Raw genomic sequence first — 13,071 nt, 5'->3', positions numbered from 1 at the left:
CTGGTCGGTGTCGGTCACGGGTGATGGCGACGCTCGACCGTAGGGGGGTCGGTCGAGCGTCGCCGGTCTGGGCGGGGCGGATCAGGCCGTGAAGGTCCAGGTCATCGGGACCGAGGCGGCGAGGCCCTGGTAGGTGTTGCCGGCCGAGGAGTCGAGCGTGACGGCGAAGTTGAAGGGGACGCTCGCACCGGCGGCGGGAGCGGTGGGCAGCGAGATCGCGGCGGCGCCCTTGAAGCTGGCGAGGGTGCCGGAGAAGACCGTGGTGGAGCCCGAGGTGATGACGAGGTTCATCTTCGCGCAGAGGTCGGTCGCGGTGCCGTTCGACGTGCCGTTCGCCGTCTGCGTGCAGGTCGCACCGGGGGTCAGCGTGAAGGTGTTCGCGGCGGCGGTGCCCGTGTTCTTGATGGTGATCGCGGTGTTGACCGTGTTGCCCGGGGTCATCGTCGTGCTGCCACCGAACTTGTTGATGGTCGAGCAGGTCGCCGAGTTGGTGGAGACCGAGCCGCCGTCGGTGCTGAGACAGGTGACCGACGCGTTGGCGTTCTGCTCCTGCATGATCAGCGTGCCGCTGGCGGCGGTGTTGCTGCTGTTCGTGATGCTCGCGGCGAACCCGGAGAGGGTGCCGGTGAGCGAGAGGGAGAGGAGCACGGCCGCGAAGATGCCCGCGAGGAGCGCAACGGGGGCGAAGCGGAGGCGCTTCAGCGGGGAGGTGCGGAGCGGGTTGGACACGGGGTACCTCGATGTTCGGTGGTCGGTGTGGGGGTGCAATCCTTCGGAGGAGTGATTGCTTGATGATCAAGATAATGACGGGTTGAGCCAGATGAAAGCCCGAGTCCGCCCCCAGAGCGGGGGCCAGGGCAGGACGGGAGGCGCGACGGCGTCCGGCACGGTCGTGTCGGCCCGGTACTCTTCCGCAACGAGCGAGGGGCGGGACCAGGTGGTGACGGGACAGGACGAGGACGGCGCGACCGACCTGATGGCCGCGTTCGACGCGGTCGTCCGCGCGAACGCGAGCCTCGTCGGGCAGTTGAGCGCCCGTGCCGGCGTCCACGAGAGCGGCTTGCGTGCGCTGGTCCTCGTCAGCGACACCGGGTACTCCACCCCGACCGAGGTCGCCGGGTTCCTGGGCCTGACCTCCGGCGCCGTGACGAACCTGATCGACCGGCTGGCGTCCGCCGGTCTGCTCGAACGCACCCCGAACCCGAACGACCGTCGCGGGTCGCTGCTGCGCCTCCGTCCTGCGGGCGAGGAGGTCGTCGGCGACTACCGCCGTCGCTACGTCGCGATGCTCCGCGCCGTGGACACCCGGCACCGCGGCGACCTGCACGCGGTCCTCAACGACCTGGCGACCGGCCTGTACGAGCAGGCGGCGACCGCGGCACCCACACCGGGGTCGGACGAGGCGTCCCGCTGACCGCCGGTCCGTCCTGACCGCACGCTCCCCGCACGACGACGGGCGCCACGGTCGGAGGGGACCGTGACGCCCGTGTGTCCCTGCGGGTCGGGATCGGTACCGGTGCGGGCCGGTACCGGTGCCGCTCGGTCCGCTCTCCGGCGGACCTCAGCCGCGCAGCGGCGGCGTCTCCGGCACGCCGTGGCCGTCGGCGAACCCCGCCACCAGGTCGCGCATGGCGTCCTCGGCACTGTGCCGGGCCTCCCAGCCGAGCACCTCGCGCGCACGGTCCGTCCGCATGATCGGCACGCCGGCTGCGATGTCCACCCAGCCCGCGTCGGTCGGCTGCAGGCGCAGCCGCCAGGTCAGCGTCACGAACGCGCGCACGAGCCGCAGGGGCACGCGGACCGCGCCGAGCATCCCGAGCACCCGGGCCATCCGCGGCGGGGTGAGCACGGGCGCGGCGGCGACGTTGAACGCGCCGCCGGCCGTCCGGTCGATCGCGCGCCAGAAGGCGTCGGCGAGGTCGTCGGCGTGCACGGCCTGGAACACGAAGGGGTACGGCAGGGGCAGCACGGCGAACCGCAGCAACCGGACGGCGCGCATCGGCACGAGGTGGCCGAGGAACAGCCCGCGGATCTCGGCCGCGGCGTCCCGCTGGAAGACGAGCCCCGGGCGCATCCGGGTGACGACCACGTCCGGGTGCTCGCGCTCGAACACGTCCATCGCGCGCTCGTTCTCGGCCTTGTGGACGGAGTACGTGGCGGTCGGGATGCCGTCGGCGGGCCAGCTCTCGTCCACCGGGGTGCGCTTGCCGGCCACGTCCACACCGCGGTACGCGCCGACGGACGAGGCGACGACGACCTGCGGCACGCCGGCCGCGGCGACGGCGGCGAGCACGTTCGCGGTCCCGGTGACGTCGGTACGGTGCTGCGCCGGGATGTCGTGCGTCGGCTGCAGCGCCCAGGCGAGGTGCACCACGGCGTCCGCGCCGCGGAAGACGGCGGCCAGCCGGTCCACGGCGTCGACCGCGCCGACGTCGACCGTGTGCCAGAGCGCGGCGTCGTAGGGCTCGGCCCGCAGGTCGGGCAGTCGCCGGGCGACCCCGACCAGGTCGGCGCCGGCGTCCCGGAACCGTCGGAGCAGCGCGCTCCCGACGTTCCCGGTCGCGCCGACGATGACGACCCTGGTCATGCCGCGGCCGAGGAACCCGCGGGCAGCGCCGGGTCGAGGACGACCTTGATGCAGCCGTCCTCCTTCTTCTGGAAGACCTCGTACATGTGCGGGGCGTCCTCGAGCGAGACCTTGTGCGTCGTCAGGTCGAGCGTGCCGAGCGGGTCGGAGGGGTCCTCGACGAGCGGCATGAGGTCGTCGACCCAGCGGCGGACGTTGCACTGGCCTTCGCGGATGGTGATCTGCTTGTCGAACAGCGTCATCATCGGCATCGGGTCGGCCATGCCGCCGTAGACACCCGAGAGCGAGACGGTGCCGCCGCGGCGGACCAGGTCGATCGCGGTGTGCACGGCGTCGAGGCGGTCGACACCCGCGGTCTCGATGGCCTTCTGCGCGAGCTTGTCGGGCAGCAGGCCGGCGGCGCGCTGGGCGAACCCGGCGGCGGGGTTGCCGTGTGCCTCCATGCCGACGCCGTCGACGACGGCGTCCGGGCCGCGGCCGTCGGTCAGGTCCACGAGCTCGGCGACGAGGTCCTTCGACAGGTCGAACGTCTCGATGCCGTACTTCGCGGCGAGGTCACGACGCACCTGCTCCGGCTCGACGGCGAGCACGCGGTAGCCCAGGTGCTTGCCGATGCGGGCGGCGAACTGGCCGACCGGACCGAGACCGAGCACCGCGAGCGTGCCGCCCTCGGGGACGTCCGCGTACTGCACGGCCTGCCAGGCGGTCGGGATGATGTCGCTCATGAACAGCCACTGCTCGTCCGCGCCGGTGTGCGGCACCTTGATGGGGCCGTAGTCGGCGTGCGGCACGCGGAGGTACTCGGCCTGGCCGCCGGGGACCTGGCCGTACATCTTCGTGTAGCCGAACAGGGACGCGCCGCTGCCGTACTCGGTCACCTGCGTGGTCTCGCACTGCGACTGGAGCCCGCGCGCACACATGTAGCAGTGGCCGCAGGAGATGTTGAAGGGGATGACGACGCGGTCGCCGACCTTGAGGTTCGTGACGGCGGAACCGACCTCCTCGACGATGCCCATCGGCTCGTGGCCGAGGACGTCGCCCTTGTCGATGTACGGGCCGAGGACGCGGTACAGGTGCAGGTCGGAGCCGCAGATCGCCGTGGAGGTGATCCGGACGATCGCGTCGGTCGGCTCCTGGATGGTCGGGTCGGGAACGGTCTCGACGGACACCTTCTCGGTGCCCTGCCAGGTCAGTGCGCGCATGTGTGCGCTCCTCTCGTCGCGGCGGGGCCGGACGGGAGGCCCGGCACGCTCCGTCCATCGGTACGCCTCCGCCGCGTGGCACCTCCCAGCGTGGGCCGGTCAGCGCACCGGACGGCGGGTCAGACCTGCTGACCGGAGCGGACCTGGTCCGTCGACGGCACGGGTCCTGCCGGCCGTGTCCTGCGCGCCGTCAGGACGTCCTGCTCCTCACGGGCGGCACGCTCGTCGCGGCGACGCTCGGTGGCCACGACCGCGCCGAGCACGAGGGCGTACAGCACCGCGCCCCCGCCGAGCGCGGCAGCGGCCGAGGGCACCTGGTCGGCGGCGATGCCGGGGACCCCGTCGACGGCCATCAGGACCGCCTCGGTTCCGAGGACGGCGGTCGACAGGGCGAGCACGGCGACGCGGAGCCAGCGCGGGCTCCGGCGGATGCCCGCGGACACCCCGACCACCGCGGCGGTGAGGAGCAGCCCGGCGAGCAGGAACCCGATCATCACGACGGAGTGCAGCCCCGGGTCGCGGGTGGACTCGGCTGCGGTGGGCCCGGTGTACAGCAGCCACGACGCACCGACGGCGAGGACCGCGGCGACGACCGGGAACGCGAGCGCCTTGGTCAGCGGGTTGCCCGCGAGTCGTCCGAGTCGCTGCAGCGGCACCGGTTCGAGCGTCCGGCGGGCGAGCGTCACGGGGGACCCGAGCACGAGCAGCACGGGCGCGACCATGCCGATGACGACGTGGCCGAGGACGTGCGTGGTGAGGTCGTGGTTCCCGGCGTGCCCGAGTGGTCCGACGAGCACCGCGGCCACGGCCACGAGCCCGGCGATCCAGGCGACCGTCCGGGGGATCGGCCACGCCGGCTGGCCGCGACGCCGTTGTCCGGCCGCGCCGACGACGTACACGGCGCCGGCCAGGGTGAGGGCGATGAGGGTGAAGGTCCCGAGCATGCCGCCGTGAGAGTGCACCAGAGGGCTCCTGTCGTCGTCGGTCCATCCTGTCGGAGACCGGTGCACCGTGTTCGGCGCGGTGCGCTCCTGCGACGGGTACCAGGCCGGTTCAGGCGCGGAGTCGGTCCCGCTCGGCAGCGGGGAGGTGCTCGGTCGCGGTCTCGAGCGCCGCGCGGCTCAGGGCGCGCCCGTGTCGGTCGAGGAACGCCACCAGGGCCTCCTCGGACGCCCGCTTGCCGGTCTCGCGGAGCACCCACCCCAGGGCGGACTGCACCACCTCGCCGCGCTCCCGGACGAGTCGCCCGGCCAGCCCGAGCGGGACCTCCGCGTCGCCCTGCTTGACGAACGCCAGGGTGGCCACGACCGCGGCCCGCCGGACGAGCGCCACGTCCGACTTCGCGAGCGCGTACAGCGGCCCGGTGGACCCGCCGAGCAACGGGACGCCGACGAGCTCCTCGGCGGCCAGGTCGACGAGCACCGGGTCGTCGATGCGTTCCGCCCGGAGCGCCGACAGGAACTCGTCGGTCAGGTCCGCGTCGGCGTGCTGCCGTGCGGCCTGGACGAGCATGACGACCGCGACGGTCCGCCCACCCGGGTCGTCGCTCCACAGCAGTGCCGACCGTTCCCCCGGGTCCAGGTCGGTGAAGCGCCGTGCGATCCGGCGCGCGGCGGCGACGTCACCCGGGGTGCGCGCGAACGCGGCGAGGACGTCCTCGGCGGTGGGATGTGGCATCCCGCCCACCCTACGACCGGGACCCGGCGGGAGCGGGTCAGCGGAAGTGCAGCACCGTCAGCGGGTCCTTGAGCGTGCCGTTCACCCGGGTCTCGACGTGCACGTGCGGGCCCGTCGACTGCCCGGTGTTGCCCGACTTCGCGATCTCCTTGCCGACCGAGACCACCTGCCCCTGCGTGACCTCGATCTCGCTGAGGTGCGCCGTCAGCACGGTCGTCAGCCCGTAGGTGACGACAATGTAGTTGCCGTAGCTGGCGTGGTTGCGGACCACCGAGGTGACCGTTCCCCGCCCGGACGAGTACACCGGCGTGCCGACCGGCACGACCGCGTCGGTGCCCTGGTGGTAGCGCGGGACGTGGCCGGCACCGCGGTCGTCGCCGTAGCGGCCGGAGATGCGCGTCGTCTTCACCGGCCAGAGCAGGCCCGTCACCGGACGCGACGACCAGATGCGGGTGTCCGCGGAGCCGTAGAGGACGACGTTCGAGTCGACCTGTACGAGCAACTGCGCCGGGCCCTTCCCGGAGGTCCGCGTCGACCAGAGTGCACGATGGCCATCCGCCGAGTAGACGACGAGGTTGCCGTCGGGCTGCAGCGCCGCGTAGGCGCCCGGGTTGCCGAAGGTCTGCGAGGACCACACCGCCGTGCCGCTGACGTACTGCACGAGGTTGCCGTCGGCCTGCATCGCGAGCGTGCGGGGCGAGGCGGCGCTCGCACGGAGGGTCGTGCCGGCCGCGAGGGTCCCGCCCGAGGTGATGCGGTTCTGGAAGGTCGCGATGCGCCAGAACATCCCGTTGCCGACCTTCCGCATGCGCAGTTCACCGTCCGCCCGGACGCCGAAGTCCTTGGCGGCACCGCCACCCGATCCCCACTGCGCCACGACCCGACCGTTCCGGACCATCGTCAGGTACCCGTCCTTCTGGACGACGACGGTGGCCCCCGGCTGGTTGGCCGTGTTGGAGGCCCAGAGCACCGCGTTGCCGATGCCGTACTCGACGAGGTTGCCGTCACCCTGCAGGACGAGCCGGAACTGCCCGTTCTTGGAGTTGACGGAGTCGCCGGGCTGCAGTGTGGTCCCGGCCTTGACGGCGCTCGTGTAGGTGGCGGCCTGCGCCGGCGCCGCAACCGCGACGAGTCCCGCGGCCGCGATCGCGACGGCGGTGACGGCCGCGGCGAAGCGTGCTCGTGCCCTGATCATGCGTGGTGTCCCTGCTCGTGGTGCGACCACCGCGGGCGCCGAGCGCCGGCGCGGTGCGTGTCCTGATGTGGCACGTCCCTGTACGCGCCGACGGTCAAGGTTCGCAGCCGGAACCGGTTGCGGGTATCCCCAGGACCGGGGGCGTGCGCGACAGCTGCCGGTGTGCTCGCCCACTCCGGGACAGGATGGGTCGCATGCTCCCCCAGCCGAACCCCGCCTTCGTCCGACCGTCGGCCGACCGGACGCGACCCGACCTGCAGGGCACGTTCGGCATGACGGCGTCGACGCACTGGATCGCCACGGCCACCGCCCAGTCCGTCCTGGAGCGCGGCGGGAACGCGTTCGACGCCGCCGTCGCCGGGGCCTTCGTCCTGCACGTGGTCGAGCCGCACCTGAACGGCCCGGGCGGTGACCTGACCGCCGTGTTCGCCACGGCGGCCGACCCCGCGCCCGTGGTCCTCGTCGGCCAGGGACCCGCCCCGGCAGCGGCCACCCCCGAGCACTTCCGCGCCGAGGGACTCGACCTCGTGCCGGGCGCCGGCGCGCTCGCCGCGGCCGTCCCCGGCGCGGTGGACGCATGGCTCCTGCTGCTGCGGGACCACGGCACGTGGGAACTCGCCGACGTGCTGGCCCCGGCGATCGGGTACGCCCGCGACGGCCACCCGGTCAGCGCGGGCGTGGTCCGGACGATCGGCGCGGTCGCCGACCTGTTCCGCGACCACTGGCCGACCTCCGCCGAGCGGTGGCTGCCGGGAGGCGCGCCTCCCGTCACCGGGGACGTCGTGCGCAACGAGCCGCTCGCCGCGGTGTTCGACCGCCTCGTCGACGCGGGGGACGAGGCAGACGGTGGACGGGCCTCCCGGATCGACGCCGCCCGTCGGGAGTGGGCCGAGGGGTTCGTCGCGACCACGATCGACGCGTTCGTCCGGCAGCCGCACCGGCACTCGTCCGGCACCGACCACGCCGGCGTCATCCGCGCCGGTGACCTCGCCGCGTTCCGGGCGACCACCGAGCCGGCGACGACGGCGACGTTCCGCGGCCACACGATCGCGAAGACCGGTCCGTGGGGGCAGGGTCCGGCGCTCCTGCAGACCCTGCGGATGCTCGAGCCCCTCGACGACGAGCGCCTGGACCCGTCCACCGAGCTCGGCGCCCACACGATCGTGGAGGCGCTGAAGCTCGCGATGGCGGACCGCGACGCGTACTACGGCGACGGCACGGTCCCGCTCGACGTCCTGCTCGCCGACGCCGCTGTGGCCGAGCGTCGGGCGCTCATCGGGGACACCGCATCGGACGCGTTCCGTCCCGGCTCCGTGCCGGGCGTCGAGCCGGTCCTGCCGCCGCTCCGCACCTCGTACGACGTGACCGGCGCGGCCGGGGTCGGCGAGCCCACCGTGCCCGGCGCCCGGCGCGGCCCGGTGGACGAGCGTGCCGAGGTACCGGTGGAGGACCGCGGCGAACCGTTCGTCGCGCCCGACGGCGACACCCGCGGGGACACGTGCCACATCGACGTCGTCGACCGCTGGGGCAACATCGTCAGCGCGACGCCCTCCGGCGGCTGGCTGCAGTCGTCGCCGACCATCCCGGAGCTCGGGTTCTGCCTCGGCACGCGGCTGCAGATGACGTGGCTCGAGGAGGGCACCGCGTCCACCCTGCGCCCCGGCGAGCGCCCCCGCACGACGCTCACGCCGACGCTCGTCCTCCGCGACGGTGTCCCCGTCGCCGCCCTCGGCTCGCCCGGTGGCGACCAGCAGGACCAGTGGCAGCTGCTGTTCCTGTTGCGCTGCATCGTCGGTGGGTACACGCCGCAGCAGGCGATCGACGCCCCGGCCCTGCACACGACGTCGTTCCCCGGGTCGTTTTGGCCGCGGACGTGGGAGCCGGCGGGCCTGGTGGTCGAGGACCGGCTCGGTGACGACGTGGTCGCCGGCCTGGAGGCGCGCGGGCACGTGGTCACGCGCGCCGGCGACTGGAGCCTGGGTCGGCTGTGCTGCGTCACCCGGGACCCGTCGACCGGGGTCCTCGGTGCTGCGGCGAACCCCCGCGGGGCGCAGGGGTACGCGGCGGGGCGCTGAGTTCGAGGCTGGGCCGGACCTCGAGGCGGTGTCCAGTCCGTGTGAGCGGCGGGGCCAGGGGCGCCCTGACCCGGCGACTGCAGTCGACCGTCCCACCGACGTCAGATCAGTCTCGTCATCTGCAACCAGGGCGGCAACAGTGGTGCGATTCGCATCTCCCCGTCGTCGGTGGACCGGGGCTCCGGCCGCTGGTCGTACTCGCCGGGGGCCGTGAACACATCTCCGCTTTCGGTGGCAGCCGCGGGAAAGAGAGGAAAGTAGTCGGACGAGGTAGAAAGCGAGCTTGCCTTCATCAGCCTCAACTGCTCTGACATAACATCCATTATCGGCGCATCTCCGGCTCATCGGAGGAGCAGCACTCAACTGATTGAGCCGGTGCCGTCACCCTTTGAGGCCAGCGCAAGTTTCTTGCTGCCCCCAAAGGCGCCTCAAACTTCTCGAGGCCGGTGGTCGCGCTGACCTGTTCGGGCAGGCGGGTGCGGAGCACCGGTCTCCCGGTGCTCCGCGCCCTGTTCTCTATGGTTGCCCTTCAGTGACGGCGTCGCAGGGTCAGTGTCCCGAGTCCGGCGAGCAGCAGCAGGACCGCTGCCAGTGCCGGGGACGCCGGGTTGCCCGCGCCCGTGTAGGCGAGGGTGCCGGCGGTGTTCGCCGTCGCCTCTGCCCCGGTCGCTGCAGCTGCTGCCGGAGCGGAGGACACGAGGGTCGGGGTCGACCGGACTACGTCTGCCGTAACGACCGGGGCTGTGTCGGTGTCGACGAGCGGCGTGGTGCCGGTGTTCGGGATGGTTTCGACGACCGGGGTCGTACCGGCGTCGGGGGTGTTGCCCGTGTCACCGGGAGTGGTCCCGGTGTTCGGCGTCGAGCCCGGGATGGTGCCCGGCGTGGTGCCGGGGTCGGTACCCGGGGTGGTGCCGGGCGTGGTGCCGGGGTCGGCACCCGGGGTGGTGCCGGGGTCGGTACCCGGCGTGGTTCCGGGGTCGGTACCCGGCGTGGTTCCGGGGTCGGTACCCGGCGTGGTTCCGGGCGTGGTGCCGGTGGCCGGGGTCGTGGTGCCGTCTCCGATGATGCCGATGCCGTTGTTACCGACCGTGATCGGGATGTTCACGACGGGGATGATCTGCGTCCCGGAGCCGACACCGCCATCACCCGAGGTGGTGCCACCAGCGGCCGGGGCGGTGCCGGTCGTGGGGGTGGTACCGGTGGCGGTGCCACCGGTGCTGGTGCCGTCACCGATGACTCCGATGCCGTTGCCACCGACCGTCACCGGGATCGAGACGACCGGGGTGACTTGGGTGCCGGAGCCGATGCCGTCCTCGCCGGAGGTGGTGCCACCGGCCGCCGGAGCGGTGCCCGTACCGGTGGTGGGGGTCGTGCCGGTGGTGGTGCCGCCGGTGCTGGTGCCGCCTCCGACGATGCCGATCCCGTTGCCACCGATCGTGACTGGGATCGAGGCCACCGGGGTGACCTGGGTGCCGGAGGCAATGCCGTCTTCGCCCGAGGTCGTGCCACCGGCCGTCGGGGCGGTGCCGGTGGTGGGGGCCGTGCCGGTCGTGGTGCCGCCGGTGCTGGTGCCGTCTCCGACGATGCCGATGCCATTGCCACCGACGGTGACCGGGACGTTCACCACGGGCGACACCTGGGTGCCGGAGCCGATGCCGTCCTCACCGGACGTGGTACCACCGGCAGCCGGCGTCGTACCCGTGCCGGCGGCCGGGGTCGAACCCGTCGTGCCGCCCCCGGTGGTCGTGCCGTCACCGATGACACCGATCCCGTTGCCACCGACCGTCACCGGGACGGAGACCACCGGTGACACTTGGGTGCCGGAACCGATGCCGTCCTCACCCGAGGTCGTGCCACCGGCAGCCGGGGTCGTACCCGTGTCGGCCGTCGGGGTCGAACCGGTCGTGTCGCCCCCGGTGGTCGTGCCGTCACCGATGACACCGATCCCGTTGCCACCGACCGTCACCGGGACGGAGACCACCGGTGACACTTGGGTGCCGGAACCGATGCCGTCCTCACCGGAGGTGGTGCCACCGGCAGCTGGCGTCGTACCCGTGCCGGTCGTACCGCCCGTCGGGGTCGAGCCCGTGGCAGAGCTCGATCCGTCGCCGAGGACACCGATCCCGTTGCCCGTCACCGTGATCGGGACCGAGACGGTCCCGAGCAACTGCGTGCCGGAGATGATCCCGTCCGACCCGGAGGTCGAGCCGCTCGTCGTGCCACCGGTCGGAGCTGCCGGGGCCGCGGAGGTCCCGGTGGCCGATCCGTCTCCGAGCACGCCGATCCCGTTGCCCGAGACCGTGACGGGGACCGTGATGTCCGGCAGGACCTGGGTGCCCGAGAGCACGCCGTCCTCCCCGGAGGTCGAGCCGCTCGTGGTGTCACCGGCCGGATCTGCCGGAGCGGCCGGAGCCGACCCGGAGGTCGAACCGGTGGCGGCAGCGTCACCGAGGACCCCGACGGCGTTGCCGGTCGCCGTGACCGGCACGTCGACCGCGCCGGCGACCTGGGTGCCGGAGAGCAGCCCGTCCTCACCGGACGTGGTGGGTGCGGTTGCCGCCGGAGCAGGGGCAGGGGCGGCCGGCGCAGGAGCCGGAGCCGGAGCCGGAGCAGCGGTGGCCGGTGCGGCCACCGCGTCCCCGAGGACACCGACGGCGTTGCCGGTCACCGCGACGGGAGCGCTGACGTCGGGCACGACCTGCGTGCCGGACGCGATGCCGTCGGCCCCGCTCGTGGTGGGAGCAGGTGCCGGTGCTGCGGGTGCTGGTTCCGCGGGCGCAGGTGCCGCGGGTGCAGGTGCCGCCGGAGCCGGAGCTGCCGGTGCGGCAGCGGTGGAGACCGCGTCGCCGACGATGCCGAAGGCGTTGCGGGTGACGGAGACGGGCGCGTCGACGGTCGGCGCGACCTGGGTTCCGGAGACGGTGCCGTCCTCACCGGTGGTCGTCGCCGCGTTCGCCGCGACGGCTCCACCGAAGGTCAGCCCGCCCACACAGAGGGCGAACCACAGCCCTCGGGAGACGTTCTTGTTCATGGTCGTTCACTCCTGATCGAGATGGATGGTCGACCGCACACAGAGGCGGTCGGTGGCGCGTCCTGCCGTGACGGGCAGGTGCGCCGATCTCAATCGGGAGCGACGTCGTGGTCACCGACGAGCGAAGCCGGGACGGCGTCGTCGGAGACCGAGCCGCGGAGGCCCGCGGCGAGGGGGGAGGTGAGAGCCTCGGCACCGACGGTGCCGAGGAGGTTCGCGCCGGCGGATCCGCCGGAGGTGCTGCCGCCCGTGGTGCCCGCGGTGCCGCCGTCGAAGGGCGTGTGCACCGGTGCGCCACCGAGCGGGAGGACGAGCGCCGCACCGTCGACGGTGACCGTGGGGGGTGGCTCCGTGAAGGTCGCGGTCACGGTGGCAACGGGGTCGGTGGCGACGTGACCGAGGGCGACGGTGCGGGGGTCGGCGGTGCCGCGGGTTGACGTCACATCGGCGGTGGCCGACATGGCAGGCGCCTCGGCGGCGGAGCCGGTGCTGCCGTCCGTTGTGCGGACAGGCCGGTCCCCGACCGGAGTCGTGGTCGCCACGGGCGCGGGACCCGCGGCCGGACCGGTGCCAGAGCCGGGGACCACCGGAAGCGAGGGGACGTCGACGCCGGGGAGCGAGCCTCCCGGCAGGAGCGGCCCGTCGGGCAGGACCGGACCGGTCGGAAGCCCGCCGACGACTCCTGGGACTTGGTCGACGACGGTCGGCAGCTCGGCGACCACGCCGGGGATCTGCGTCACGACGCCGCCGACGGTGCCGAGCGTGTCATCGACGATGCCGGTCACCGGGGCGGTGACACCACCGAGGGTGTCGTCGCCGAGGAGCGCACCGACGACCGGGAGGCTCCCGACCACCTGGTCGATGGTGTCGACCACTGCGGTGACGGGGCCGCCGTCGGCGACGGTTCCGACGGCCCCAGTCACGGGCTCGAGGACGGAGGAGGCGGTGTCGGTCACCGGGCTGAGGATCGCACCGACAGTGTCGGTCACCGGACGGGAGGCTCCGCTCGCGGCCGCCACGATGCCGTCGGTGACCGACGTGGTCGGGCGGGTGCCACTCGGGGCGTGCGTGCCGGTGGGGGTCGCGCTCGACGTCGCCGGCGCGTGTGCCGCGGGAGCAGAGTGGGTCGGCGTGCTGTGCGTCGGGCTGCTCGAGGTCGGGGCGCTCTGCGACGGCGTGCTGTGGGTCGGAGCGCTCTGGGCCGGGGTCGGCGCGTGCTGGGCGGGGGCCGGGTGGCTCGGCGCGGCGGCGGCGGGCGCCGCGGGCTGTCTCTTATACACATCTCCGAGCCCACGAGACATCTC

At 73.3% G+C, this 13,071-nt stretch carries 11 protein-coding genes; 3 read left to right on the top strand and 8 right to left on the bottom strand.

Annotation, left to right across the window (positions count from 1 at the left end; all coding sequences use genetic code 11):
- Positions 1-81: 81 nt before the first annotated feature.
- A complete protein-coding gene (locus tag DEJ32_RS15395; protein WP_110901922.1) occupies positions 82-729 on the bottom strand; it encodes a hypothetical protein in 648 nt (215 codons plus the stop codon).
- Between the two features lie 211 nt (positions 730-940).
- On the opposite strand from DEJ32_RS15395, the gene DEJ32_RS15390 reads away from it, so the two are divergent.
- On the top strand, positions 941-1,414 hold the full coding sequence (locus DEJ32_RS15390; protein WP_309146435.1) for a MarR family transcriptional regulator: 474 nt from the start codon (positions 941-943) through the stop codon (positions 1,412-1,414).
- A 147-nt stretch (positions 1,415-1,561) separates the two neighbouring features.
- On the opposite strand, the gene DEJ32_RS15385 is transcribed toward DEJ32_RS15390, so the two are convergent.
- The 5 genes from DEJ32_RS15385 to DEJ32_RS15365 all read right to left on the bottom strand — a co-directional run bounded on the left by DEJ32_RS15385 (position 1,562) and on the right by DEJ32_RS15365 (position 6,661).
- Positions 1,562-2,587, bottom strand: coding sequence for an NAD-dependent epimerase/dehydratase family protein (locus DEJ32_RS15385; RefSeq protein WP_110901921.1), 1,026 nt, complete (start codon positions 2,585-2,587; stop codon positions 1,562-1,564).
- Positions 2,584-3,789, bottom strand: a complete 1,206-nt coding sequence (locus DEJ32_RS15380; RefSeq protein WP_110901920.1) for a zinc-dependent alcohol dehydrogenase — start codon at positions 3,787-3,789, stop codon at positions 2,584-2,586. The genes DEJ32_RS15385 and DEJ32_RS15380 overlap by 4 nt, the downstream gene beginning before the upstream one ends.
- Positions 3,790-3,908: 119 nt before the next feature.
- A complete protein-coding gene (locus DEJ32_RS15375) occupies positions 3,909-4,751 on the bottom strand; it encodes a cytochrome c oxidase assembly protein (RefSeq protein WP_146234193.1) in 843 nt (280 codons plus the stop codon).
- Between the two features lie 91 nt (positions 4,752-4,842).
- Positions 4,843-5,466, bottom strand: coding sequence for a DNA alkylation repair protein (locus DEJ32_RS15370; RefSeq protein ID WP_110901918.1), 624 nt, complete (start codon positions 5,464-5,466; stop codon positions 4,843-4,845).
- 37 nt (positions 5,467-5,503) lie between these two features.
- Positions 5,504-6,661 (bottom strand): peptidoglycan DD-metalloendopeptidase family protein, encoded by a 1,158-nt coding sequence (locus DEJ32_RS15365; protein WP_110901917.1) that lies wholly within the window; start codon positions 6,659-6,661, stop codon positions 5,504-5,506.
- A 194-nt stretch (positions 6,662-6,855) separates the two neighbouring features.
- Here DEJ32_RS15365 and DEJ32_RS15360 point away from each other — a divergent pair, with 194 nt between their 5' ends.
- Positions 6,856-8,736, top strand: a complete 1,881-nt coding sequence (locus DEJ32_RS15360; protein ID WP_110901916.1) for a gamma-glutamyltransferase family protein — start codon at positions 6,856-6,858, stop codon at positions 8,734-8,736.
- A gap of 529 nt (positions 8,737-9,265) precedes the next feature.
- Here DEJ32_RS15360 and DEJ32_RS15350 read toward each other — a convergent pair.
- Complete coding sequence (locus DEJ32_RS15350) at positions 9,266-11,767, bottom strand: hypothetical protein (protein WP_110901914.1); 2,502 nt, start codon at positions 11,765-11,767, stop codon at positions 9,266-9,268.
- 89 nt (positions 11,768-11,856) lie between these two features.
- Entirely contained in the window at positions 11,857-12,756 is a 900-nt protein-coding gene (locus tag DEJ32_RS15345; RefSeq protein WP_146234192.1) for a hypothetical protein, read from the bottom strand.
- Between the two features lie 40 nt (positions 12,757-12,796).
- Here DEJ32_RS15345 and DEJ32_RS15340 point away from each other — a divergent pair.
- Positions 12,797-13,071, top strand: a 275-nt coding sequence (locus DEJ32_RS15340) for a hypothetical protein (protein ID WP_220033042.1), incomplete at its 3' end; no start/stop codon positions are given.

The organism is Curtobacterium sp. MCPF17_046 (assembly GCF_003224295.1).
Classification (GTDB): Bacteria; Actinomycetota; Actinomycetes; order Actinomycetales; family Microbacteriaceae; genus Curtobacterium.
Note: the sequence above shows the minus strand (reverse complement) of the source record. Positions and strands in the feature narration are given on the sequence as shown.

Excerpts from the sequence above, each read along its gene's own strand:
- DEJ32_RS15385 (WP_110901921.1), bottom strand. The coding sequence starts at position 2,587 with ATGACCAGGGTCGTCATCGTCGGCGCGACCGGGAACGTCGGGAGCGCG.
- DEJ32_RS15380 (WP_110901920.1), bottom strand. The coding sequence starts at position 3,789 with ATGCGCGCACTGACCTGGCAGGGCACCGAGAAGGTGTCCGTCGAGACC.
- DEJ32_RS15370 (WP_110901918.1), bottom strand. The coding sequence starts at position 5,466 with ATGCCACATCCCACCGCCGAGGACGTCCTCGCCGCGTTCGCGCGCACC.
- DEJ32_RS15365 (WP_110901917.1), bottom strand. The coding sequence starts at position 6,661 with ATGATCAGGGCACGAGCACGCTTCGCCGCGGCCGTCACCGCCGTCGCG.
- DEJ32_RS15360 (WP_110901916.1), top strand. The coding sequence starts at position 6,856 with ATGCTCCCCCAGCCGAACCCCGCCTTCGTCCGACCGTCGGCCGACCGG.
- DEJ32_RS15350 (WP_110901914.1), bottom strand. The coding sequence starts at position 11,767 with ATGAACAAGAACGTCTCCCGAGGGCTGTGGTTCGCCCTCTGTGTGGGC.